Source organism: Paenibacillus sp. LT-B23, assembly GCF_059417685.1.
The window spans coordinates 67167-92374 of the sequence record NZ_JBSQBM010000011.1 but is presented as its reverse complement, the minus strand read 5'-3'; the positions used below and the strand labels follow the sequence as shown (position 1 = coordinate 92374).

21 protein-coding genes are annotated in these 25208 nt (G+C 44.9%); 3 read left to right on the top strand and 18 right to left on the bottom strand.

Translation table 11 applies throughout. From position 1 onward, the window contains the following. Positions 1–367: 367 nt before the first annotated feature. The 14 genes from csrA to ACWXW9_RS15215 all read right to left on the bottom strand — a co-directional run bounded on the left by csrA (position 368) and on the right by ACWXW9_RS15215 (position 15124). Entirely contained in the window at positions 368–601 is a 234-nt protein-coding gene (gene csrA / locus ACWXW9_RS15280) for a carbon storage regulator CsrA (RefSeq protein ID WP_494930088.1), read from the bottom strand. After that, positions 601–1047: a flagellar assembly protein FliW gene (locus ACWXW9_RS15275; RefSeq protein ID WP_494930087.1), complete on the bottom strand. Its 447-nt coding sequence runs from the start codon at positions 1045–1047 to the stop codon at positions 601–603. Before ACWXW9_RS15275 ends, csrA begins: the two co-directional genes overlap by 1 nt. Before the next feature lie 82 nt (positions 1048–1129). Continuing rightward, the gene (gene flgL, locus ACWXW9_RS15270) at positions 1130–2038 is read right to left on the bottom strand and encodes a flagellar hook-associated protein FlgL (protein WP_494930086.1); all 909 of its coding nucleotides are present in this window, start codon (positions 2036–2038) and stop codon (positions 1130–1132) included. A gap of 24 nt (positions 2039–2062) precedes the next feature. After that, positions 2063–3643, bottom strand: a complete 1581-nt coding sequence (gene flgK, locus ACWXW9_RS15265; protein ID WP_494930085.1) for a flagellar hook-associated protein FlgK — start codon at positions 3641–3643, stop codon at positions 2063–2065. A 15-nt stretch (positions 3644–3658) separates the two neighbouring features. Then, positions 3659–4159: a flagellar protein FlgN gene (locus tag ACWXW9_RS15260; protein WP_134912190.1), complete on the bottom strand. Its 501-nt coding sequence runs from the start codon at positions 4157–4159 to the stop codon at positions 3659–3661. Positions 4160–4169: 10 nt separating this feature from the next. Further along, complete coding sequence (flgM, locus tag ACWXW9_RS15255; protein ID WP_014278436.1) at positions 4170–4445, bottom strand: flagellar biosynthesis anti-sigma factor FlgM; 276 nt, start codon at positions 4443–4445, stop codon at positions 4170–4172. 196 nt (positions 4446–4641) lie between these two features. Further along, positions 4642–5052, bottom strand: a complete 411-nt coding sequence (locus ACWXW9_RS15250) for a TIGR03826 family flagellar region protein (protein WP_494930084.1) — start codon at positions 5050–5052, stop codon at positions 4642–4644. Between the two features lie 809 nt (positions 5053–5861). Continuing rightward, positions 5862–6311 (bottom strand): LysM peptidoglycan-binding domain-containing protein, encoded by a 450-nt coding sequence (locus ACWXW9_RS15245; RefSeq protein WP_494930083.1) that lies wholly within the window; start codon positions 6309–6311, stop codon positions 5862–5864. Positions 6312–6695: 384 nt separating this feature from the next. Beyond that, positions 6696–7259, bottom strand: coding sequence for a ComF family protein (locus ACWXW9_RS15240; RefSeq protein ID WP_494930082.1), 564 nt, complete (start codon positions 7257–7259; stop codon positions 6696–6698). Between the two features lie 349 nt (positions 7260–7608). Further along, positions 7609–9750: an ATP-dependent helicase ComFA gene (locus ACWXW9_RS15235; RefSeq protein ID WP_494930081.1), complete on the bottom strand. Its 2142-nt coding sequence runs from the start codon at positions 9748–9750 to the stop codon at positions 7609–7611. A 191-nt stretch (positions 9751–9941) separates the two neighbouring features. Then, on the bottom strand, positions 9942–10382 hold the full coding sequence (locus ACWXW9_RS15230) for a hypothetical protein (protein ID WP_494930080.1): 441 nt from the start codon (positions 10380–10382) through the stop codon (positions 9942–9944). An 89-nt stretch (positions 10383–10471) separates the two neighbouring features. Beyond that, on the bottom strand, positions 10472–11194 hold the full coding sequence (locus ACWXW9_RS15225; protein WP_007432713.1) for a response regulator: 723 nt from the start codon (positions 11192–11194) through the stop codon (positions 10472–10474). A gap of 4 nt (positions 11195–11198) precedes the next feature. Then, positions 11199–12359, bottom strand: coding sequence for a sensor histidine kinase (locus ACWXW9_RS15220; RefSeq protein WP_090888724.1), 1161 nt, complete (start codon positions 12357–12359; stop codon positions 11199–11201). Between the two features lie 47 nt (positions 12360–12406). Further along, positions 12407–15124: a stalk domain-containing protein gene (locus ACWXW9_RS15215; RefSeq protein ID WP_494930079.1), complete on the bottom strand. Its 2718-nt coding sequence runs from the start codon at positions 15122–15124 to the stop codon at positions 12407–12409. 275 nt (positions 15125–15399) lie between these two features. On the opposite strand from ACWXW9_RS15215, the gene ACWXW9_RS15210 reads away from it, so the two are divergent. Genes ACWXW9_RS15210 through ACWXW9_RS15200 form a run of 3 tightly spaced genes read left to right on the top strand, consistent with a single transcriptional unit; the run spans position 15400 to position 20880 of the window. Next, entirely contained in the window at positions 15400–16809 is a 1410-nt protein-coding gene (locus ACWXW9_RS15210; protein ID WP_494930078.1) for an efflux RND transporter periplasmic adaptor subunit, read from the top strand. After that, entirely contained in the window at positions 16806–19922 is a 3117-nt protein-coding gene (locus ACWXW9_RS15205) for an efflux RND transporter permease subunit (RefSeq protein WP_494930077.1), read from the top strand. The genes ACWXW9_RS15210 and ACWXW9_RS15205 overlap by 4 nt, the downstream gene beginning before the upstream one ends. 52 nt (positions 19923–19974) lie before the next feature. Next, entirely contained in the window at positions 19975–20880 is a 906-nt protein-coding gene (locus ACWXW9_RS15200) for a TetR/AcrR family transcriptional regulator (RefSeq protein WP_494930076.1), read from the top strand. A gap of 128 nt (positions 20881–21008) precedes the next feature. On the opposite strand, the gene metK is transcribed toward ACWXW9_RS15200, so the two are convergent. The 4 genes from metK to ACWXW9_RS15180 form a co-directional block, all read right to left on the bottom strand. Further along, entirely contained in the window at positions 21009–22211 is a 1203-nt protein-coding gene (metK, locus tag ACWXW9_RS15195) for a methionine adenosyltransferase (RefSeq protein ID WP_494930075.1), read from the bottom strand. 329 nt (positions 22212–22540) lie between these two features. After that, positions 22541–22831 (bottom strand): alpha/beta-type small acid-soluble spore protein, encoded by a 291-nt coding sequence (locus ACWXW9_RS15190; RefSeq protein WP_494930074.1) that lies wholly within the window; start codon positions 22829–22831, stop codon positions 22541–22543. A 126-nt stretch (positions 22832–22957) separates the two neighbouring features. Continuing rightward, positions 22958–23539, bottom strand: a complete 582-nt coding sequence (locus ACWXW9_RS15185) for a hypothetical protein (RefSeq protein WP_494930073.1) — start codon at positions 23537–23539, stop codon at positions 22958–22960. A gap of 54 nt (positions 23540–23593) precedes the next feature. After that, positions 23594–25117, bottom strand: coding sequence for a stalk domain-containing protein (locus ACWXW9_RS15180; RefSeq protein WP_494930072.1), 1524 nt, complete (start codon positions 25115–25117; stop codon positions 23594–23596). Positions 25118–25208: the final 91 nt, after the last annotated feature.

Below are 25208 nucleotides of genomic sequence, written 5' to 3'. Positions count from 1 at the left end.
ATCCTTGTGGTATAAGCGTCTTCACAGGTCGGCCGCCCTGAAGAATTACCGCTCTAAAATATATATCGACCCTACGACTAGAATTGTTTATAGCATTTCGATTTTTTTTGAAATATTTCTTAGTAGTTTACGACTTGGTTATTTCGATTTAAAACCAACATTTTATACATGATGACTTTATCCAAGTCCGACCTGTCCACACCTATCCTTAACCCATCAAACTTTCGAACTCACCCAAGTGGAGATTTTCGATATTACGATAAACGGTTATTGTTCCAGATAATTAAGCATAAAATCTAGTCAAACAAAGACCGACACTTTACTTGGTCACCTTCCTCAATGTATGTGCACCTCTAAGATTAGCGAATCAGGACTTTCTCTCTTCCATCTCCAACATTGCACTTTGAATGGCATTGGAATCCATAACTGCACATTGATTATTTTGCTGAATAGCCTCAAAAACTTCTTTTCGATAGATATCAATATCCTTAGGAGCAGAAATACCAATTTTCACATTATCCCCTTCAACGGAAAGAACAGTAATGACGATATCATTCTGAATCACAATGGATTCACCCTTTTTACGCGTCAATACGAGCATCAGGACTCACCGCCTTTGTCGGGCTCTATTCCATTCCATAATGGATGCTTAATTGTATACTTCGTATTCTGCAAAATAACTTGCTTCCCCGTTTGCTGTTCAATATTAAAAATTAAAGGTGCCAGCAAATTAACCGTCGTTTTGGATTGATCGCTGTTCCATGTGCAGATACATCGTACTGCTATCTGTTCTTGACTGGTGATTCCAATATCCTCAAGAGCATCATCAGATAGCTCAAATTCATAATCTTCAAAAAAATCAAAGGGATTTACGGTAATAAAAATAGTAGCAGGTTGCTCTACTGCACTGAAAAGACTAAATAATTCATTATGCTCCTGTAGTTGAAATTCCCGAAGTTGTTCAAAGCCTGGTATTCCTTTTGGAAACACATAAAGGACGGTGTTCGTATCTTGGTTTTCTTCTTCTATTTTCTGTTTTGGGGTCATCAGTAACTCCTCCTATAAATAGTAACAAAAAAGCTACGGACCACTCGTCCATAGCTTCAAGTAACAATGTCAAAGATAAAAATCAACTCATAAAGTCCATCAGAGATGGCTGCATGATCTTGGCAGATGATTTCAAGGCAGCCTCATAGATAGTTTGGGCAGATGTAGCTTGAATCATCAGACTAGCAACGTCTGCATCCTCTGTTTTGGCTTGAAGTGTCGTCAAATTCAAATTACGATCATCTAAACGGGCTTGTACCAATTCAACCCGGTTCGTGCGTGCACCTACTTCAGACAAACTTGTTTGCATTTTGGTAAAACGGGATTCAATGCTTGAAAGTTGACTTGATATTGCTGTACTATTCCCACTGGTTAATGCGGTGGATAATGCATCCATGACCTTAAAAACATTATCTGCATCTGTCGATTTCCCGAAAAAATCGCCGCCTGACGTATTTACCCGAAATGCATCTTGATCCCCGATCGCATAACTAACTGCACCTTGATCCGGATTAACCTGATCATAACTCGTGACCGTAGCCGATAGCTGATACGGTGCCTGATCATAATTTTGCCCATTGAAAACATACTTCCCACGAAGCTGACTGTTACCAATATTCATCATTTGCTCTTTTAGTTGGTCAACTTCCAGCTTAATCGAATCCAGGGCGGATTGAGGAAGTGTTTCACTTGAAGCCTGAACTGTCAGCTCTTTAAGCCGCTTCATTACATCGCTGGCCTGTTGCATAGTAGTATCAGTAAAATTCAACCAGCTAACTGCTGCGTCTGAATTGGTTTTGTATTGCTCATTAGAAGCTAGCTCAGCTCTGTAACGTAGTGCATAGGTTACTCCTACAGGGTCGTCTGAGGGCTTATTCAGCTTACGACCTGTAGAAATCTGGTTCTCCATTTTGCCCATGTTATTGTTATTCCGATTCAGGTTACTGAGCAGTTGCATATTGGTCATCCCTGAGGTTACTCGAATTGGCATAACTTACTCCACCTTCTCATTATACTAGAGACCTACGCGGCCTGTACCATTAATCAGCTTGTCCAACAGTTGGTCAAATGTAGTCATGAACCGGGAGGCTGCACTATAGGCATGCTGAAATTTAATCATATTGGACATCTCTTCATCCAATGACACCCCACTGACCGACTGACGATTCATGTCCACTTGCTCGGTCAATAGCTGTGCATTTTGCGATTGGCGCTCTGCCTCCTGAGTTTGAACACCTAATTGTCCTACAATTGAGCTGAAAAAGTCATCTACCGTGGTAGACTGGGCTTGAGTGGTATTAAAGCCAAACTTCACATTTTTCAGGTTCGCCATAGCCAACGCCAAAGCATTGTTACCTACAGTTACCTTCTCGTTCGCCGTACCCGTTCCATCTACCCGCAAAGAGCTGGAAATTTTATTGGGATCATCTTGAATATCCTTATTCAGCGTAATATTACCTGCTGTAATGGCAGCCCCATCTTTGGAGGTGAAGAACGCCCCACCTTTTTGCGGTGTCGTGCCACTAAGCGTGTATCCTAGCTGGTGAAGGCCATTAATCCCTTGTACGGTTACTTTTAAATCAGCCGTCAAGGTTCTATTGTTATTCGCATTTGAGTAAGTGACTGCTGTATTATTGGCACCCGAATTCAGTACCGTTCCCTCGGGTAGAACCGTACCTGCGGGTAAAGTAATTTCAATATTGCCATTTGCCAACGTATTAGCCAACTGGTCCATCTGACTCTTGTAATCCGATACATATTTATCCCGGGATAGAATCATACCGTATACTTCGCCACCGGTTAATGTCCCTCCCTGATATGCAGCCTCAAGGCCAGCCGCCGTAACAGCAGTTACCTCTGTACCCGCAACAGCTACTTGTCCAGCCACCGTTACCTGATAGCCGTTATCCAACTGAGTTACCTGCACATTCGCAAGTTTGGACAACTTATCAATCGCATAATCCCGCTGATCCCGTAAATCATTCGGGTTATCCCCAATTTGCTCCAACTTATAGATATTACCATTCAAATCCGCTACAGACTGCAATAATGAGTTCATCTCAGTTGTTTTTAATGTGACGTTACTAGTCAAATCAGAACTGAGTGCATCCAACTGTTTGCTAGCCTGATTCAAAGCATCTGTCAGAGCAAGCGTAGTCTCTTTTACAATTTTGCGATTCGTAACATCCTGAGGATCTTGGCTCAGATCGGACCATGCATCCCAAAAGTTATCCATGACCTTGCGGATCCCCGTATCCGAGGGTTCGTTCATAATGGTCTCAAGCTTGTTCAGCGTATCATAACGGATATCCCAGCCACCTTGAGAAGAACTTTCGTTACGGTACTGGTCATCCAGAAATGTCTGACGAACACGCTCAATAGCGGTGAATTCAACCCCTGTGCCCATCTGACCTCTTACAACAGAACGGTTCAAACCATACGCCTCCATAGATTCAGAGGCTTTCATACTTACCACTTGTCTGGAATAACCAGCTGTGTTGGCATTGGAAATATTGTGTCCGGTTGTGTTTAGTGCTGCCGTTTGCGTATTTAAGCTTCTTCTCGCTGTTTCTATACCATGAAATGTTGAGACCATGTTTTCCTCCTTCTATTAGGCGCGTGTATCAAATAGGCCCGCCGTCACAGTTGATATACTTTTATCAGCCGGGCGCTGGTAAGTCGCTTCCGATTCCGCATAATATGACATACTCTCAATGGAAAAATCGATATAGGAAATCGCCTGCTGTATAAGCTGTTGATTCAATTCATTTAGTTTCTTCAATTCCTGAAGGGTATCCGCCAAATTTTTTTGAATTTGAAGGAGGCGCTGCTTGTCATTTACATCAAACACGAGACGTGACAATTCCGTAATATTGAGATTCAACTTGGACTTAATACCACGTTCCTGCAAAAATTCATATGCTGCCTGCATACGTCGTTCATCCAGCTGCTCAATATTTCTGGAAAGCTTCGATTCCTGATTCATTACTAAAATGAGCTGATCTACCTTATTGGATATCAGCGCTTCTTTTTTTTGAGTTCCTAATGCAATCAACTGCTCGTGAGCCTCTCTAAGCTGCTCTAACACATCAATCAAACGCTCTAAAGGCATATTCCTTCACCTAGCTTTCAGAAGATTGCTTGAAGTAAGGTAACAGCTTCTCTGCAATTTTGTCAGCATCCACACGGTAAGTTCCAGAAGCTACTTGCTGCTTAAGCTCCTGAATCTTTTTAACGCGGTCTGCGTCACTGCTGCGGTTCAGCATTTCCATCGCTTCCGGGGAAATCGAGACCTCGTCCTTGCGGCGGGATTTCTTTTGTTCCTCCTGGCGTCCTGCTTCAATATTTCGTTGATATGGGTTAATGGCTCCGATGCGGTTGGTCTCGTTAATTTTCATAACTTCCACCTTCCTTATTTATTTAAAATGGTCAGAATGTATCAGACGACATAGCGTCGAACATGGTTCGTATTATGTCTTACTTCTTTATTTTGTGCATGTTTGCTAAAAATAAAAAAACCGATAAGCTCTATAAAGATTATCGGCGGTATTTGAAACTTTTTGAATAGCTGAATACGTTTTTAATTCCCCTGTACTACTTTCCACGAAGTTTATCAATCGCGCTGTAGGTACCTGAGCCCATATTATTACTTTGATCCTGATTACTACTTTCGCGTACAGCCTGATGCAGGTCTTTGGTCAGGCGTGTTCGACAAGAATCGCACATATGCCCTTCCCGTATGGGTGTTCCACATACCTCGCAAGGATACGTCATATTGGGAGCATTAGCAATGGAAATACGTCCCTCACGTATAAAGGTCGTAATTTGCTTCACGGATATCCCGGTAGCCTCCGAAAGCTCATGCATATGAATCCCCTTATTTTCACGTATATATTTGACGCACTGTTCATATTCAATCTCAATTTCTTTAATACAGTTCTGACAGATTCCCCTGACATTCATAATAAACAGCTTTCCACAGCGAGGACAGTTATCCAAGTTCATGCTCTGCAGCGCCCCTTTCCTGTTTCCGGTCTCGTATTAGTGTATCCTTACATTACCTTATACCTAAGAGCCTCGTCTAGCGAATATTTTAAAAAAAGAGTGATAGATTTTACACAATTGCACATTTTGTACGATATCATAATAAAGGTACAGAATTCTAATGTACTCTGTATTAGGAAACGCAACAAGAAAACCAAGCATTTAAATCCCACACCAGCTAATGGGCCATAACCTAACATTAAAATTTTTCTTACATCTATATATAATGATATGCAAATCGTATGTAACCTAAGGAGGAAAATGATCTCTCCCAGATCAATCTAATGCATGTGTCTATTTATCGTCATACAACACTCAGGTTTTTAGATTAAAATAAAATAAGCGCCATTCCGGTTATTTCGGGAATAGCGCCTCACTATAATTAAAATAGCTGTATATGATTATAAATGGAGTAAATATACGAATCAAGATGAGGGAAAAACCGGGCGAAACAATCCTCAGAAGAATTCATGCTCACCTGTGCCCCGAATGCCACCAAGTAACTGCTACAAATCCGGGGGAACGGCGCCCATACGAATGCTCCGCACATGGAGTGTGGGTATTCATTATATCAATGCGACTAACATCATCCCAGCTTAAAATCTATCTGAAGATAAGTGTAGACGCACCATTGAAAATTTGCAGTCCAAAAAAACAAGCTATTCCACAAATAATTATTCAAAAAAGCATTGTTTTAATAGAGGCCTTCCCGTATACTGTAGTCAAACACTTGGTTTAATAAAAACATTTTATTATGAATTTATAATGAATTATTTATTAGTGTTTGATTGCGGAACTTGCAGTTCTTGGCCTACTTTAATCAGGTTGTTGATTTTAAGCAGTTCCTCAACAGTTACACCGTATTTTTCAGCAATGGAAGTCAGCGTATCGCCATCTTGAACACTTACTGTGATTGTATTTACAGTAGCTGGTGTTACAGTCGTATTCGCTGGTGTTGTAGTTGTTGCTTGATTATTGTTCTCAGTAGCTGGTTGAACCGGTGTTGTAGCATTTTCAGTTCCAAAGAGTCTAGCTTCCAGTGCTTTCTGTGCTGCTTCTTGTTGTTCAATGATCAGTTGTAGTTCTGCCTGATCCTTGTTGTTATCCGAGTTAGACTTTGCGGATACTTGACCTGTAGCAAGTGGACTCAACAGAGATACTGCACCTAAACTAACTGCCAACATGCTAGATACTACTACTTTTTTCATTACGTTTTTCATGATTTTTTCTCTCCTCTTTTTTAAGTCAAATTTTAATTAACTGCTTTACTACTGAGCGAGACACTCCCAATGTCCGCTCTGTTGTCGTTAGCTAATCATTTATTACCAAACCATGTTAGCTATCAACAGATAGAAATTGTACTCCTATTTTCCAAATAAATCAACCTCTAAATTAAAATGTTCTGTTTTCATCCCTCACTTCCTTACTTTTTGTTTGTGTCTATATTTTTATTATATACCTCTCTCTATCTCGTTGTCAAATCTTGCTTATTGTGCGGTTTAAAAGGCTTCCCTGCTCTAGCATTCGAGTTTTTCTCGGAACGTTATGAACTTTTTTTCCTAGTTTCAAACCAAAACTCTCGTAAAGGTACATAAAATTCGGGCTTATGACCTTGCCAAAGTCAGGCAAAAAATGGTCATATGTATTCCCTCTTCGGATGCCTTTTTCCTTAAAACACGCGCACACGCTTGTAAAGTGCTGCCTGTCGTATAAATATCGTCCACCAGCCAAACAGTAACGCATTTCTGATTCTCCATTTTAGTTTGAGACTCAGCGTTTAAAATAAAGTGCTTAATTAACTCCGTCATACCTGACACAACAGAGAACGCATTGTACATCGTATCTGTGCGTTCTTTTTTTGTTTTGAAGCTTTGTTTGCCAGTATCTTGTGGACGAGAAAGTAAAGGTAAAAAGGGCAGTTTATTCCGCCTGGCAAGCTCCTCTGCCAAAATTTGGGCCTGATTGAAACCTCGCTCTGTCAATCGTGTCTCGCTTACCGGAACACATGTCACCAAATTCACGCTCCGCAGAGCCTGATTGAAACTAAAATATTCCCGACCAGCAAACTCATGCCTCATAGCCTGATAAGCCCAATGCATCATCTCGCCGAGCAGAGGACCGTACTTTTCATTTCCGCGATATTTAAACTGCCCAATCCATTCTCTCATAATAGGCGTATAGCTAGTCGCACTCCGATTACACACATAGTAGCGTGCTTCCCGGTCAGGCCTTACACAATCAGGACAAAATGTCGGGCGTCCACAATGAACACATCGAATGTTGTGAATCCAAGGAATTTGAGCCGAACAAGAAGTACAAATCCCGGGAAACTTGGAAAAACCCCCAGTGTGAATTCCACAAGCGATACATGTCTCTGACTGACGCTGAAGTAGCCAATTCAAAAAAAGTTGGGTTCTGCGCATCGTTTTCATACAGAATGCACCTTTCTTGGTAGTTTACGTGTCAATATTGCATCAGGTTTCACATTTCAAAAAAAACTTTTTTTATTTTGTGCATTTAATGTTTCACCTCCTGTAGATAGCCCTTTTTTCGCGCTAGTGTATTCATGCGCTTAATTTGTCTAATCGCCCTCTTTTGGCCGCGTGTCCATTGGGGAGATGTGAAAACGACGCTTCCACACGGATCATCCTTCGACCTTCCTGCTCGACCAGCCATTTGTACCAGAGAGGCTTCATCAAAAAGGCTGCTATCCGCGTCCAGTACATACACATCACTCCGCGGAACCGTCACACCGCGCTCCAAAATAGTGGTTGTGACCAGTACACGTATTTCAGTTGCTCGAAAGGAACGTACCTTAGCGCTTCGTTCTTCATCCTGGGATGAAGTGCCCGCAATTGGGATATCAGGCAAGCGTCTGATCAACAATTCTACTAGAGATTGAATATGTGAGATTCGTGTCACAAACAGGAAGACCTGAGCGCCGCGATGTATGGATGCGAACAAGCGTTGAATCAGGCATGCAGGAAGTCGTCCCTTTTGCAGCCAATGCTTCACCGGAGCAGTCTCCAGGCGGAATGGGACAGGCAGTGGATGGCGATGAAAACGAACAGGAACCTTGGCATGCGGCAACAGGCCGCGTGCAGCCTCTTTTTGCAACAGTAGCGGTGGAGTAGCAGACAAATAAATGAATTTACCCTCCTGCTTACATACAGCCTGTGCGGCAAAGGCGAGCATTGGATCATTGTGATAAGGAAACGCGTCAATTTCGTCAATGACAACCAGATCAAAGGCCTGACGATAACGCAGAAGCTGATGAGTCGTTGCGAGTGTCAGCTGCCCCCTTTGCCAGCGTTCATCGCTGCCTCCATAGAGCGTCACCATGCTTACATGAGGAAAGGCGATTGCCAAACGGGGCGCCAACTCCAGTACCACATCCCGGCGCGGTGTCGCTACAAGCGCCGTTCCTCCATGCTCCAGTACATGTTGCAGGAGTGGAAACATCATTTCCGTCTTGCCTGCGCCAGTCACGGCCCAAAGCAAAAACCGCTCTGCCACGCCTTCGCCAGTTGTTGGCGAAGGATATCCGCTGTTGCTGTCGCGGGCAAGGACACTCCCTTGCGACCCAGCAGCAGGGCTTGTCCCCCGGCGTGTTGCCATGCCACGCCGCAGTAGCTCGCCCGCCCGGAGCCAGAGGCTTTCCGGGCGAGAGCGCCCCCGCACCCCACTGGGCGGTGCGGCCAAAAAGCGCAGCGCCGCTTCGGCGGCGGCGCGTTGCGCAGGGCTCAGCCCCCAGCGGTCGAGCTCCGCGGCCGGGGCTGTGTCCGCCGTGCACGGCACGGCGGGTTTCGCTGCACCGCGCAGCAGCAGCGAGCACTCACGGCTGCGCCCCAGCGCGAGACACGTCTCGCAGTAGGCGCACGCCTCGCGCCCGCACGATGCACAGCTCGTGCGGTACATCGCCCCGCTGCCGCAACGATTGCAGCGGATATCACTCGTAGCGGGCCGACGCGCATGTGGTGCAAGGCCAGTAGCAAAGCTGAGTCGACCTTGCAAGTACGCGAGCTGCGCAGCCAAGCGCCAAACGCGTTCCAATCCTGGTGTCACCTCAGCTAGCAGCGCTTCAGCTTCCAGAACGAGCAACTGGCGTCCTGACAGCAAATCAGCCAGCACATCCGCTTGTCGTGCCACACGCTCCATATCCAGTTTTTCAATTTCACTGTTGGAATGCCTTGTTTGCCTGAGGTACGATACTCCTGCTATTCTCCGTTCCTCACTCCCTCCCCTATACATCATGCTGCTGCTTGGATGAAACAGTTGCCCCTCCCACCTGCATTCATTTTCTAAGTCAGGAATCCAGTCCTCCGCTCCATCCCAAATGCATATAGCATTGATCCCTCCGGTTAAATGTTGCTCTACGTCACCAGACTCTGAATTCAGTTCATCCTTTAGCTGTGCGAGAACGTATTGCCACCATTGCCTCCTTGTCCATCGCTTCATGTCCGTTGATCCCTTGAACACTTCACACAGCTTTACGCCCCAAGGCAACGGAAGCTCTCGCCCCAGCACCACCCATTTTTCGACAGCATTCTCCTGTCCCCTATTCCCTTTCAACCACCATGTCATATCTACTCGAATATCCACGGATAAGCGGATATCCCATTTCCCTCTATACCTGACCACATATACCGCAATTTTCATTTGGCACCCTTTCACTTCTCAAGTGTTTATTTTCCTCTTTCTAACAACAAAAAAGCACACTTCCATGGCCCATAGCCTGAAGTGTGCTTCACATCATTCGGATTTCAGCGAAATCCCTTTTATCTTGCATATGCAATTCCTTGTAAACATTTATATCCGGTTTCGACCGTAATGTCCACCATACTTTGTCATTAACGAACAAGTGGAGCATCCACCAACGGGTTGGCTGTTCTGAGGTCAATAACAACCTGCTTTTCACCGCCTAACTTCGGTAAAACCGGGTTTCCCGGTGAAAAACGATATGAAATGACCGAAACATCCATATGGCTGTAACGCACCATCCTTATAAGGATCGGCAGTGTATCATCCACGGATTCATCATCCAGTACCGTCACATGCAGCGGCCTCCGACGTAACCAGGCAAGTATGCTCAATGAACGCATCACCCACTCCACACGTTCTCCGTCATTAGAAGTAATGACAATATAACGGGTCGGCCGTTGATCCGAAGATAACGCGCGCACATCGTCGCCATTGCGATAGGCTTGAACCGCCTGCCGTATATACATAAGATGCACGACTGCGGCTCCCAGACCATATATAAGCAATATCCAAACCAAATGAGCCATCACGAAGGTTCCACCTCCTCCTATAGCGACAATATATGCCGTATAACAGGAAGAGGTGTCACGGTTATGTACTGGGTTTCAAAGACTACACTTTACAGCGTAACCCATCCGTATTTTATGGAATTAATAACCGCTTGTGTCCGGTCATCAACCTCCATTTTTTGCAAAATACTGCTGACATGGTTTTTGACCGTTTTTTCACTAATGAATAAATATTCACCGATCATCTTGTTGCTCTTGCCTTCTGCCATTAAGCGCAACACTTCAGCCTCACGACGGGTCAGCGGGTTATTTTCGCCTGCGACGAACTTCACGCCAGCTTCCTTCGTATGACCTTCAGCCATAGCCCCGGTTTCATTCAGATACGTCATCCGGCGGAGCTGCTGAATGAGTTTACCCGTTACCTTCGGATGAATAAACGCATACCCTTCATGCACAGAGCGAATCGCATTAATGAGGGACTCGGCCTCCATATCTTTTAACAGGTAGCCATTAGCTCCCTTGCGCAACGTCTCGAATACATAGCTTTCATCATCATGAATGGACAAAATGATAACTTTGACATCCGGGAACATCTCGCGCAGCTTCTCCGTTGCCTCCACACCGTTTTCAATAGGCATATTAATGTCCATCAGAACGATATCCGGCTTCTCTACATTACAGAACTCCAACACCTGAATACCATCGCCACATTCTCCGATGACCTCAATGTCGTCCTCCATATTCAAAATACGTTTAAGCCCTTCACGGAACAACTGATGATCGTCCGCCAAGAGAACTTTAATGGGTGCGTTACTAATTTCCTGATTTTCCATGTTGTTACTCCTTTCCCTTTTCCACGTTGGTTGGGATATGAATCACTATCTTGGTGCCTTGATTCTCAGCTGATTCGATCTCCATTCTCCCCTCGAGCAGTTCAACCCTTTCCCGCATACCAATCAGACCAAAATGCCCATGATCTTTACTTTTCTGCTGAAAAAGCTCTGGCTTAAAGCCCAGACCATTATCCTGCACCACGATTTTTACAAGCTGCGCCTGATAGGTAATCTCAACAAGCACATAGGTAGGATAAGCATGCTTGGCAACGTTGGTCAAAGCTTCTTGGATCAGACGGTAAATGGCTGCTTCCATCGCGGAAGAGAGACGATGTTCCTTGCCCCTTGTTTCAAAAAGCGCTCTAATCTTCGTTTTCTCCTCAAAATCCTGCACATATTTCCGGAGCGTCGGAATAAGTCCCAAGTCATCTAGGGCCATAGGACGCAGATTGAAAATAACCTTTCGCATTTCCTCAAGACTGGAGCGAACCTGTTTCTTCAAGTCTACTATTTCGTCCTGAACCATCTTGAATTCCTGCTTGGCGATCATTCTTTCCACAATTTCCGTCCTAAGCACTAGATGCGCAAGAAGTTGTGCAGGTCCGTCATGAATTTCACGGGATATCCGCTTGCGCTCCTCTTCCTGGGCTAAAATAATTTTCAGACCAATAAACTGCCGGTTTTTGGCCGATTCAATGATCCGCGTCACTTGTCCCAACTCACCCGACAAGTATTCCAGCACGACGCCCATCTGCGAACCGATGGTTTCAGCCCGCTCGACAGAGGCCTCAACACTTTTAGCCCGCTTTTGAAGATCATCTCTTCTGGCCTTGAGATACATTTCCTTCTCGCGAAAGATCATCACATCGAGCTGAAGCTGTGTCGCTTTCTCGTAAGCCTGCTTGATATCCTCTTCCGAATAGCGGACAAAGTCACGGCTGACCTCAGTCAACCGAATACGGGACCGCCGATAGTTCATTTCCAGCTGGTCCACCTTTTCAATCGTTTCCGCCGTTTCCTTCAGGACGCTCTGGAGTTCCTGATTTAACGTGACCAGCTCGGTCCGGGCCGTGTCTAAAATTTCGAACATCTGATATTTGCTGTTCTCCATCACCTGGATGGCATTCTTAATGACTCGGTCTATGATATCGGCTTGAAAGTCCACAAATGTTCTACTCCAATCCTAGCATTTCAAGTATATATCATACCATATCATGACTGGAGGGTGATGGTCTTCGTTTCTTGTTCCCATTTTACAGTCATTCCTAACTGCTCAGACACGAGTCTTAACGGGACTAAAGTCCTACCACCTAACACAATGGGTGCTACATCCGTGCTCTGACGCTTGCCGTTCAGGACGAGTTCTTTCTTGCCTACTGTTAAATCCATCAGCACACCGCCACGCATAATCGTAATCCGCTGATCGCCTGCGTTCCACTTGGCTTGCCCGCCAAAAGCATCCAGCACGTACTTGATCGGCACATACGTTGAACCGTCACGAGTCATCGGAGCAGCATCAATGGTCGTTGGCGTTCCGTTCACGGTTATTGACTTTTGTCCGATTGTCATTTGAGCCGTTCCTTTTTTGAGTCCTTCGGTTCCGACCGTTCCCGGTGTATTAAAAGAAATATTATCAAAAGCGACATTGCCCGTTTTAGCACGCTCATCCTGACCTTCGGCCACATTGACCACATACAGGCGCTTGAGCTTCGCCGGATATGAAATATTCAAACCACTCATATCTGCGTTAATGGTTTTCCAGCCGTTCCAGTCGATCACTTTGGCAAGGTCAATATATGCCGTTTTGCCCTGGGCATCTTCCAGCTCGGCACGCAACCAATTCAGACTCTTATCTCCTCTAACATCAATCGAGATGGATGTAGCCGCTTGTTCAAGCGTTTTACCGGTTGTACCGTTCAGCTGGGCGTAGGCATACATTTTACCACTACCGTTCGTCATGTCGTAGTTCAGCTCAAGCACTTTGGAATTGGCATGGTCGCCATCTCCTTGTACAACAGCCGCTGTGCCGGTAACGCCTTCCACATTCGAAGTAAAATCAACCGGATACGAAACATTTTCGAAGTTCTCCCAGTTGTTTGTGCTAGCCCCGCCAGCAGACAGGAAGACGACCGCGCTGAAACCATCGTAGCGACCGATGGCATAGCCCGTTTTCACACCCGCATCCACCGTATTTACCGTAAGCTGATTGTCCTTAACACTTCCCTTAAAGCCGATGAACTCCCATTTGAGCGCATCTGACGAAATGCTGACGCTCTGGCCGTCTTTCGTCTTTGCAGTTACCGGTACCGCGATTTTAGCTCCTGCGGTAAGCGATCCTGTCCCACTGCCTGCGGTAAGTGATGAAATTTCATCTGCCCCCAGGACAGTAACCTTGGTCGTAGCACTAGCTGAGCCACTGGACGCCGTCAACGTAGCTGTTCCTGGTTTCGACCCCTTCACAACCCCGCCACTCACCGACACCACGGACGGGTTGCTCGATTTCCATGTCACTTGTACATTTGAGGTATCGAACGGATTGTAGTAGGTGTCATAGCCTTTAAAAGAATAGCTTCCGATCTGACCAATAAGCAGCGTTTTATTGCCTTTAATCGTGAAGCCTTTGAGCGTCCCTTTAGGTGCACTGGTGTACACACCCACACCGTTTACGACGCTACGTTGCTCCGTACCGTATTCCGTATTGAACGTAAGCCCCGCTGTCGTATCTCCTAAATCACGGGTCACCATTGTGGTGGAGCCACCGCCATCCAGGTTCATACCCTTCCAGACACCAATATCTTTCATCAGCGTTTGCAGCTCACTCAGGGATACGCCAACGCTGTTCCCGTTCTTCTCAACGGCAATGACATAAGCGTAACGCTTGTCACGGGAGTATCCCAAAGCCGTGCGCGCCCGCGTCCCGCCTATGCTCGTTGTACTGCGGGAAAAGGAAGTTTTCTGACCGTCATTCACCAATATGGTGTGTCCGCCAATCATCATCTGGAGATTGGAAGGGTCTACCTCACTCCCTGTCGATTTGACACGAAGATGATAGCTGGTTTCTATCGTTTGTCCTACTGTCAGGTGGGCTTTGACATAATCGGCCGCTTTGCCGTGAGTACGTAAAATATAGCCGTCCTGCGGCACAGTCATATTCAACGTAGCATTGTTGGAAATTTGCGTAACCACACCATCTTGCACCAATACCTCGGTAGGCGTTGTTGAGCTGTTTTTCGGCCGCTCAATTGCTTTCCAGGCAGATGTATAAATATACATAGCGTTGGAGTGGCTGTAGCTGCTTCCACTCGTTTCAGGCGAATACGAAGCCTTATTCATCCCCGCTAAAGGGAAAGTTGATCCATCCCCGGCTTTTACTGTGCCTTCAAAGGTGAACTGCTCCACCATTGGGGAACCGTCCTTGGTTACTGCAAAAGCATACATCCCCGTTAAATCGGATGGAGTAGACATTAATACACCCTTCGATACTTGTCCACCAATCGGAGCACCCTCGCTGGAGGTATTAAAATAATCTCCGTTCACACCAGCGACTGCTCCCGTTTCTTTTGCCATACCGCCTGTGCTTTGGCGGGTTGTGAACTGTCCATTTTTCCCGGTCATAACATCCAGCTTAACGTATGGATTTTGCAAGTCTACCCGGACGATATCCGCCAGCGCTGTTCCTTTGGAGCCTTTAAAACGATATTTCATCAATGTTGCACCGGAAGTAATAATTTCTTCCCCCAGCTTTACAGTCGAACCGGAAGCTGCACTCGCAATCGGTGCAGATATCCAGCCGTTTAACGGAATTAGAGCGCCTGTTCCAGCAACGGGTCCAACCCACAATACTCCTGCCAGTGTCAAAACAGCCCATCTTTTAACGATCCCTCTGCCATCTACTTTCTCATTGCCTTGTTTCCTATTACCTAAAAACATATGGATGATAGCTCTCCCATCTTCATTGTATTCAAACGGACTTTTCCGATCATGTACTCTAAACTCTATCAAATAAACAAAAAAAAGCCTCTTATGTTAATAGACTTATTATAAAGGCAAAAGTTACGAAAATCCCGTCAACTATTTCATAAAACACAAACTATAAATTGACGAATGCATAATCAGCACACTATAATACACATGAACTTATAAGTTCAAATAATACTAATTAGTTCAAACCTAATGTTATGCACCCATCGGGAGGATTGATAATCATGAATAAACAACGAACAATCATCATACTTACCCTATCCCTGAGCATCGCGATCGCTGGATGTTCTGCCGGGAAGGAGGATGCCGCTCTAAGCTCTGCTGCACAGCCAGTCGCTGTGCGTACCGCAATCGTTAAATCCTCTCCGCTCCATACTGCCTATAACTTGTCAGGCACGCTTCAGGCTTATGAGGAAAACACACTGGCTTTTCAAAATGGAGGCACCGTAGCCAGTGCCTCTCTCTCTGTCGGCACTGCTGTACAGAAGGGCGCCGTTATTGCTCGTTTGGATGACGCTGACTACAAGCTTCAGGTTGAGCAGGCCGCTGCCTCGATTCAAGAGGCTCAGGCAGGTATAGATAACACACAGGCTAACCTTCTAGCCGCTGCCTCCGCAATCCAATCCGCCGATGCAGGCATTGCGAGCGCGGGCGCGAATGTCAGCAAGGTCAATAAGGGGGCGCGTGCCCAAGAGAAACAGCAAGCCCAAGCTACTGTGGATAAGGCCCAAAGCGCTTATACCAAGGCCAAGACAGATAGCGAGCGCACACAAAAGCTATTTGAAGCAGGTGCAGCCACCGCGTCAGACAATGAAGGTGCCCGTCTGAACGCTACCGCAGCCCTGAAAGATCTGGAGCAGGCCAAAGACTCCCTTTCCCTCCTGCTGGAAGGAGCAACGACAGAAGACCACCAATCCGCTCAGGCTTCCTTTCAGGATGCGCTTGCTGGAAGATCCAAAGCCCTTGCAGCCAGTGAACAGGCTGCGGCTTCCAAAAAACAAGCCAGTGCCAATTACGAAAAGGCACTCGTCGCCAAGAGTCAGGCAGAACTTGCACTTTCACGCACCCGTCTAATCTCTCCTGTGAACGGCGTCATTTTAGATAAGATTGTGAATACAGGTGATTTAGTCGCTTCAGGCCAAGCAGTCTATCGCATAGGCTCCATTGATCGACTCAAGGTTCTGCTTCCGGTACCGGACAGTGAAATCAGAGATTGGAAGAAGGGACAACAGGTCAGTGTCATGTTGTACGAGGAAACCCGTCAAGGCACAGTATCCAACGTTTATCCGTCAACGAGTACCAATACAGGTAGGGTTAATGTAGAGATTGTCATTTCCAATCCGGAAAGAAACTGGTTACCCGGTCAGGTCATTAAAGCTGCTCATCAGGTGACAGACAAGAACGGCATTCTCATTCCGGCCGAAGCGGTCATTAACACGGGAAGCAAGCCTTTTATTTTCAAAGATGTCCAAGGAAAAGCTGTTAAAACTCCAGTGGAGCTTGGCAATCAGGTCGTAGAAAATCAGCTTCAAATTGTATCCGGCCTTCGTGAAGGCGAACGTATTGTCATTAAAGGGGCAGAAACCCTGTTTGATGGAAATGCGATTCAGTCGGAGGAAGGCGGACGCCCATGATTGAGTATATCGTAAAAAAACGAAAAATTACGTTGCTGTTTTTTGTCATGCTGATTTTAGTCGGAATCTTCGGTTTTTTCCAGTTACCACAGCAGGAGATGCCGGATGTCACAATACAGAATGCTATGGTAACAACAGTCTACCCTGGTGCTTCACCACAAAAAGTAGAACAAACCGTAACCAAGGAGTTGGAGAAACGCATCAAGGAAGTAGAAGGCGTTAAAACGATTAATTCGACTTCTGGTAACGGATTCTCCTCTATTTTAATCGAATCCAAAGATGGAGCTGATCCTCAAACGGTTTGGGATAATATGCGTAAAAAGGTGCAGGATGCACAAGCCGATCTCCCTGATGGCGCTGAAACACCTGTTGTGAATGATAAGCTGACAAGCTCGTTTATCGGCTCCTATGCTTTGATCGCTGACTCTGTCGCACCGCTGTATCAACTCAATGATATGACTACAAGCTGGAAAGACCAGCTCAATACCATATCTGGCGTATCCAGTGTCAAATTCAGAGGTCTTCCTGATCAAGAGGTACGAGTCCATATCGACAATCAGAAGCTTCAGCAATACCAACTGTCCTGGGGGCAAGTTGCGCAGGCGATCCAGTCTCAGATTGATCGGGTCCCCACCGGGGATATTGAATACAACGGGCGCACCTATCAGCTCATTGTCCGGGAAACAGAAAAAGCCAACGAGCTAGAGCAAGTCATTCTGACACGCACCAAGGAAGGGAACCCTGTTTACCTACGAGATGTGGGTACGACTGAGCTGGCACATTCCAAAGCAGGCTACTTTGCTTACATAGATGGTAAACCAGCCATTACACTAAGCATTGGAGCAGAAACAGGCACCGATATCCCGTCGATGAGCGAGAAGGTTAATACCAAGCTGAAAGAGCTGGAAAAGACACTCCCCGCAGGCGTTCACTTTGAAACTCTTTTTGCACAAAAAGATCAGGTAACTCATATCTTCGACGATTTAAAACGTGAAACGATTCTCGCGATTGCGGCCGTTGTTCTCGTTTGTATGCTGGGCTTGAATTTGCTAACCTCTGCTTTTGTCGCGCTGGCGATTCCTATTTCGGTTTCGATCGCCATTATCTTTTTGCCCATGTTCGGCATTACACTCAATCAAATTTCCGTTGTCGGCCTGATTATCGTACTTGGTATACTCGTCGATGACGCGGTAGTCGTAAATGACAATATCGAGCGCAGACTTACGGAATTAGGCGAATCTCCCTCCGTTGCGGCAGTAAAAGGCACCAAAGAGGTGATGCTTTCTATTTTGGTTGCCACACTGGCTACCATCTCAGCCTTCGCTCCACTATTATTTCTTCCAGGGAATGTAGGTGCATTTATTAAACCGATTCCAGCCATTGTTTCCCTGACTATGCTTGCCTCTATGATCATGTCGCTCACCATCATTCCTATTTTTCGAGAATGGTATGAGAAACGCAGACAGGCTCGTCACCCTCAGGGAAAACCTAAACCACCTGGCTTGTTAGGTCATCAGATTCAATTTTTAAATAAGCTCTATTCACAAAAGTTAATGCCCAAAGTAATTCAGCGTCCTTTGCTGACCGCAATGGTTGGACTCATGCTCGGGACGGCTGCATATGGACTGGTCGCTTTCACAAGGGTTGAATTGTTTCCAGAATCGGAAGATCCTCACGTCGCATTAAATGTAAAAATGCCTGTGGGTACTTCGATCGCAGAAACAGACCAGGTAGTCAAAGACATTACAGCTTGGGTAAGAAAACAACCCGAAACCTCTAACGTAACCTATAGCGCTGGAGGAGCAGCTCCGCAATTGTTTAGTGACATTAACAGCGGCGGCGATGATAGTAGCGACAACGAGATTGTCGGTCAGATCGCTGTTATCGGCAAAGAGGATGTATTCGATCTCAATACGACAGTCGATGCCTGGGAACAGCACATTAAAAAGGCCTACCCTGGAGTTACGGTTACGATGTATGTTCCCCGTCTGGGAATTCCTGTGGGTAAGCCCGTCTCTATCCGTATTTCAGGCCAGGACCTGAATGAGCTGCAAACCCTTGCCCAAAAAGCAAAGGAACAGATCGCCACAGTAAATGGAACAACGGGGATCGTGGATGATATAGGGATTGAGCGATATGCGCTGGAACTTGAGGTCAACAAGCAGGCCATGGATCAGTACCTCGTAAGCTACACTGATTTAACCCGTACACTTCTTCTATTAAAAGAAGGAGCCCAAGTTAGCCAATTTGATACGGGAAACGGTCTGGTAGATATTAAACTGTATTTGAATCATACTGACGAGGAGCCAAGCACGCTTTTCCAACAATTAAGTGTAATAAATACTGCTGGTGAGCAGATTCCATTAAACCAGCTCGTACAGATCAAGCCTACATTTGCTATTCAGCAAATCAAGCATTACAATATGGAACGGACGATTACGGTAGAAGCCGATCTGAATGGAAGAACGGCTAGCGAAGCGATGGTAGATGTTGAAAGTAAACTGGGACAAGTGAAGTTCCCTGAGGGCTACAAATGGGAGGTGGGCGGAGAAACCTCCGATCAGTCTACCATATTCGGGGATTTAGGAAAGCTGGCAATTATTGTGGTCTTGCTCATTTTACTCTTGATCACTATGCAATTTTATTCTCTGTCCATTCCTATTATTATTATGACGACCGTATACCTGGCAGCAGCCGGCGGCATTATTGGGATTTTCTTGACTGGTATGCCTATCGGTTTTATGAGTATCATGGGAATTATCGCGCTGGCGGGAATTGTAGTGCGAAACGGAATTGTGTTAATCGAGTTCATCGAGGATGCTCGGCATGAAGGAATGGAACTGAAAGAAGCTGTGATACAAGCAGCCGCTGCCCGTTTCAGACCCATCTTATTGACTTCTCTGGCTGCAATTGTAGGTATGATCCCGTTAGCCCTACTGGGAAGCCTGCTCTTTAAGCCACTGGCGTTTACCGTCATTTTCGGATTGTTATTCTCGACATTGTTAACCCTATTTGTAGTGCCGTCATTGTATATGATCATGGCCAAGTACAAAATGCGCCGTCAACTCAAAAAACAGCAGCACACGGTTATCACACACGACCAACCTTTGTAAATGTATGAAGTGAAGTGTGTGCTGTCGGATTGGACCCTAGGGGGTAGTATGTATGGAAAGTAAAAAAAATGATATTTTACAGGCAGCCATTCGGCTGTTCTCCAGAAAAGGCTACTATTCAACATCTGTTGAAGAGATCGCCAAAGAAAGCGGGATGGCGAAGGCATCCTTTTATAAATATTTTCAAGGAAAAGAAGAGCTTCCTTTGGAAATGTGTATCATTCTGGAGAATAATATTGAACAAGACATTCGGGCACTTTACAGCAAGCCTGACCTTACTAATCATGATAAACTGCACAGGTTTATTGTACTCTATTTAAAAAACATTGTTGAAAATAAGGTATATCTTATGATTGATATGCCTGAACCATCCATGCTTATTTTTCAAAATGAGCAACTCAATGGCGCCTTCGAGCAACATGAATACAAGCTGTACAAATGGGCACGCGATTGCTTGATTGACGTTTTTGGACCGGAGATTGAAGATCACGCATGGGATATGACCTTTGTGCTTAAAAGTATTGTATTTGAATACATTCGCTTCTTTGCAGATCGGATGAATGATGAAACGGTTGAGCAGCTTGCGCAATTCATCATTTTCTTATCCCGTTCCTTGGTAGCTAATCTGAATAACGCTGATTCCCCCCCTCATTTGTTCCGGAGCAAGCAGGGCTGGTTACCTGAAAGTATTCTAAGCAATCCCTTTGACCAAGGTCGCCAGATTAACGGCCTTCTCCACTCTCTGGAAGACAGTATACTGCTATCTTCATGGAGTTCAAAGGAAGAAAAGCAGGAGTATCAGCAAATTGCAGCTCTATTAAAGGAAGAAGCTTTGAAAGCGAATCCCCAAATGGGTCTTTTAAAAGCTCTATTCTCATATTTGGAGCAGCGTAAGGAGCTAAAAAAAGTTTGTCAGTTGCTCCAAAAGCTGTTGAATCTTACACCCCCAACGGAGTAAGCGCTTAGAAATTCATCACAGTAATTCACAACTTAGCTTGTAGAATACATCAAAAAAAGACTGCTCATGTAAATCATGAGACAGTCTTTTTTGGGGTTATTGCTTATATTTTGATAGCATGTGGGAAATTATAGACCCGCTTGCGATCTCAGAGCTTCAACTTTGTCTATGCTCTCCCATGGTACATCCAGATCTGTACGGCCAAAGTGACCGTAAGCAGCCGTTTGCTTGTAGATTGGACGACGCAGGTTTAGCATTCGAATGATACCTGTTGGGCGAAGATCAAAATTGTTACGAATCAGTTCAACGATTTTCTCATCGCTTACTTTACCCGTACCGTATGTATCAACGCTAATCGAAACCGGCGTAGCCACGCCAATGGCATAGGCAAGCTGAATTTCTACCTTATCTGCCAAACCGGCTGCAACAAGGTTTTTCGCTACATAACGGGCAGCGTAAGCAGCGGAACGGTCCACTTTGGTCGGATCCTTACCGGAGAATGCTCCCCCGCCATGACGTGCATAACCGCCATACGTATCAACAATAATTTTGCGGCCTGTCAGACCTGCATCCCCTTGAGGTCCGCCAATAACAAAACGCCCTGTAGGATTAATGTAATACTTGGTTTGCTCGTCCAGCAATTCCGCAGGAACAACTGGCAAAATAACCTTTTCCTTGATGTCTGCCTGAATTTGCTCTAATGTAGTATCTTCTGCATGCTGTGTAGAAACTACAATGGCATCAATACGAACTGGTTTTCCATTTTCATACTCTACCGTTACTTGCGTTTTACCATCCGGGCGAAGGTATTTTAGTGTTCCATCCTTGCGCACTTCAGCCAAACGACGTGCAATACGGTGAGACATCGCGATTGGCAACGGCATCAGCTCAGGTGTTTCATTCGTGGCAAAACCAAACATCAGCCCTTGATCGCCTGCACCAATGTTTTCCGTTTCTTTATCTACTTCAGCAGGATCACGGCTTTCCAGGGCAGCGTTAACCCCTTGAGCGATGTCCGGCGATTGTTCATTCAAAGAAGTCAATACAGCGCAAGTATTATAATCAAAGCCGTATTTCGCACGTGTATAGCCAATTTCCTTAATCGTATTGCGTACAATGGATGGAATATCCACATATTCCGATTTGGAGCTGATTTCACCAATGACGAGAACAAGACCAGTAGCTACTGATACTTCACACGCTACCCGTGCATTAGGGTCGTTAGCCAAAAAGGCGTCCAATACGGCGTCAGAAATCTGATCACAGATTTTATCCGGATGACCTTCTGTTACGGACTCAGACGTAAACAAATGACGACCTTTTACAGACATGAATTTCAACCTCCCACAATTAAAATACATGAGGATTTATATATAAAATCCTGACATGGCAATGGCATTATTCAGACACTCTCACGTCAACATGTGACGGAAAATGACTTCTATACCTGGTTAACAAAAAATGAACCTTTTCCGGTAGGAAAAGGTTGCGTACAAGCCTCAAATGCCATGATATCCTATTTAAAACGAGGTGTCAATTCATATCTCCCCATTACAAAAGGCGAAGCTAAGCCAAATGGATAAGAAATAATTTCTGATCCAAATGAAAATAGCCTTTTTTTAAAACAACTGCACCTCAAAATCAGTAAGATTATTGCAGCTTACAAGGTACCAAATTCAGACAAGCTGCGTTCGGCAGATTGTACCAATCGCTTGGTAATTTCGCCGCCCACAGAGCCATTCTGTCTTGAAGTCAAATAGCGCCACTCCACATTTGCGCTTCCTTTAAATTCGCCCAACTCAGCAGCAAACTCACTGTCTGCACTAGGAATTACATGTGCATATTGGGGATTATAAACAGGAAACCCAAACTCAGCAGCAATTTCATACTTCAAATCATGTAATCTGGCACGGCTTTCGGGAATCAATCGTCTCTGACCTCTTGACGCCATCGTACACACCTCCATCAATTGTATTTTCTTTCATGAAGTTAGTGTGCAGCGTTTGGAGCCAGATTAGCCAAGAACAATTTGCTATCCCAAGCAGTATTTACGAAAAAGAACATTCCATTATACAACCTATTGGAGAGTGTAACCGCCACGTACCATGACGACCAGGCCAAACTTCTGGCCTTCTTTTACCTGAATACCTCTTCCTTCTCTAGGAAAGGATAGTAAATGATTTTTCTCAACCGCTTGATTATGAACGATTTCCGTTCCGGAAGTGATATCAATAGCTCCACTGGCATCCATGCTATAAACAACAGCATACCCGTTACGTAAAATAAATTCCGATCCAGCTTTGGCAATCAGCTTTTGACTAGGCTTTACATCAACCACCTTCAATTCCTCGGTCTGTTCCATAGCTGTGGAAGCTTTACCTGTACTAGGCGCTCCCGAAGTTGTTGCGTTAGAAGGAGCGTTTGTGGTGGGAGCTGCTGAACTAGTCGTTTTACTATTAGTGCTACTTGCTGATGCTCCACCTTTGATTGCCTGAGCGATTTTCTGGTCAACATAGCTTTTGGTTACGACTGGATCATCAGCTGTACCTGGTTGTCCAGAGCTGGAGGCTCCATTAACTGAGTTGTTCATTAAGGAGCCTGCAACTATCCCTCCTCCAAGCAAAACTGCTGCCAGCGATACTTTGTAGCGTGATTTCATGCTGATCCTCCTACAACAGGTTCATGCCTCTGTAAAAATAATTATATATTAGTATTAAGAAGAAGCACCTTGCAGAACCCAAGGTTTATTATAAGCCATCTTCAATGTATCAATGCTCGTAACTATATCTTCTGCTTGCTGTTCAGCCGTGGTCACTTTCAGATTAGCCTCATAAACCTGAAGTTCAGTAGCTAAACCCACATCAAATTGCTTTTTAGCCATATCTGCCGCACTTCTAGCACTCACCAAACCAGCTTGAATTTGAGAATACTGGCTTTCCAAGCCTTTAATGTTGTTATAAAGGGTTCTCACAGCTTCTTCAAGAGTTCTCTTTGTACCCTCTGTAGCATACTGAGCTTTCTCAACATCAAGTTGTTGAGCTTCGTATGGCGTATTTCCTTGAGTATTAAAATTGTAGAGCTTCAAGCTCAGTTCAGCTAAATCCACTTTTTGTTCACTTAACCAAATAGCCGTGCTGCTGGTAAGCACTTGGCTTACCTTAGTTTCCACATTATCTTTGAATTCCGAATAAACAGGTTTATCCTTCAATTCGTAACGCTGCTCTGGCTTGTAACCAATCACTTGATTCAAAGATACATATGCGCTATCCAGATCTTTTTTAGCCTTGTCTAAAGCAGCTTGATTTTGAGTCAACTGGTTGGTTGCTTGAGTCACCTCATAATCGCTCGACATTTGATTATCTCTTTTAATTTGTGCAACTTTCAGCTTGCGCTCAGCATCTTCAATATTCAAAGCAGCCAGTTTAACGGCATTTTGCTTTTGAAGAAGCTTGTTATAAAGATCCTTTACATTGTATTCAATACCTTCTTTGGTCATATCCAGGTTCTTTTTGGTAGCCTCATAATTAAGGTTAGTTTGAGCATAACCTTTGAAAGCTTTATCTTGTCCTTCGTCACCTGCTTCGGCAGGAACAAAGTCAATATTTTTGCCTGCTTCTTTCATGATTTTTCCAGCTTGATCGATATTCAGTTCTCCTGTTTTAACCGAGGTGCTATCAGCTATAGCCAGTTTAACTGCATCATCATAGGTCAAAGAATCATTATAGTAGGTATCATAAGTAACTTTAGTCACAGGAGCCGTGAAAGGCTTACTGGACAAACTATTGGTTTCACCAGTAGTACTTCCATCTACTTGATTTGAAATGGTCACTGTTCGTGTAGTCTTATTCCAATTTACTTTGGCGCCTAATGATTGGCTCACAAAGCGTAAAGGAACGAGTACTTGACCCTTCTGGATTTGAGTAGCTGCATCCAGTTGTACAGGAGCACTATTCTTATAAGCAAGTTTAGAACCAACATTTAAAGTTAACGTATCTTCATTTTTAGATGCCGTTACTTTTTTAGCTTTACTATCCCAATCCACTCTCGCTCCCAAACTTTCGAAAACTCCACGAAGAGGTACTAAGGTTGTATTTTGACTAACAACAGGAGCTTGCGTATATTGTTGGGTTACACCGTTAATAATAACTTTTATATCACCTGCTTGAGCTCCCACAAGATTGGCAAATGCAGAAGAAAGAACCAATGTGGAAAGTACTGCCACTCCAAAACGTTTCATAATTTCTCTCCTTTGTCAATATGGCTAATAAAAGAAAAGGGCTCCAAAAGGAACCCTCTTCTCATCTAATTCAGTTAACTCAAAAGAGTTG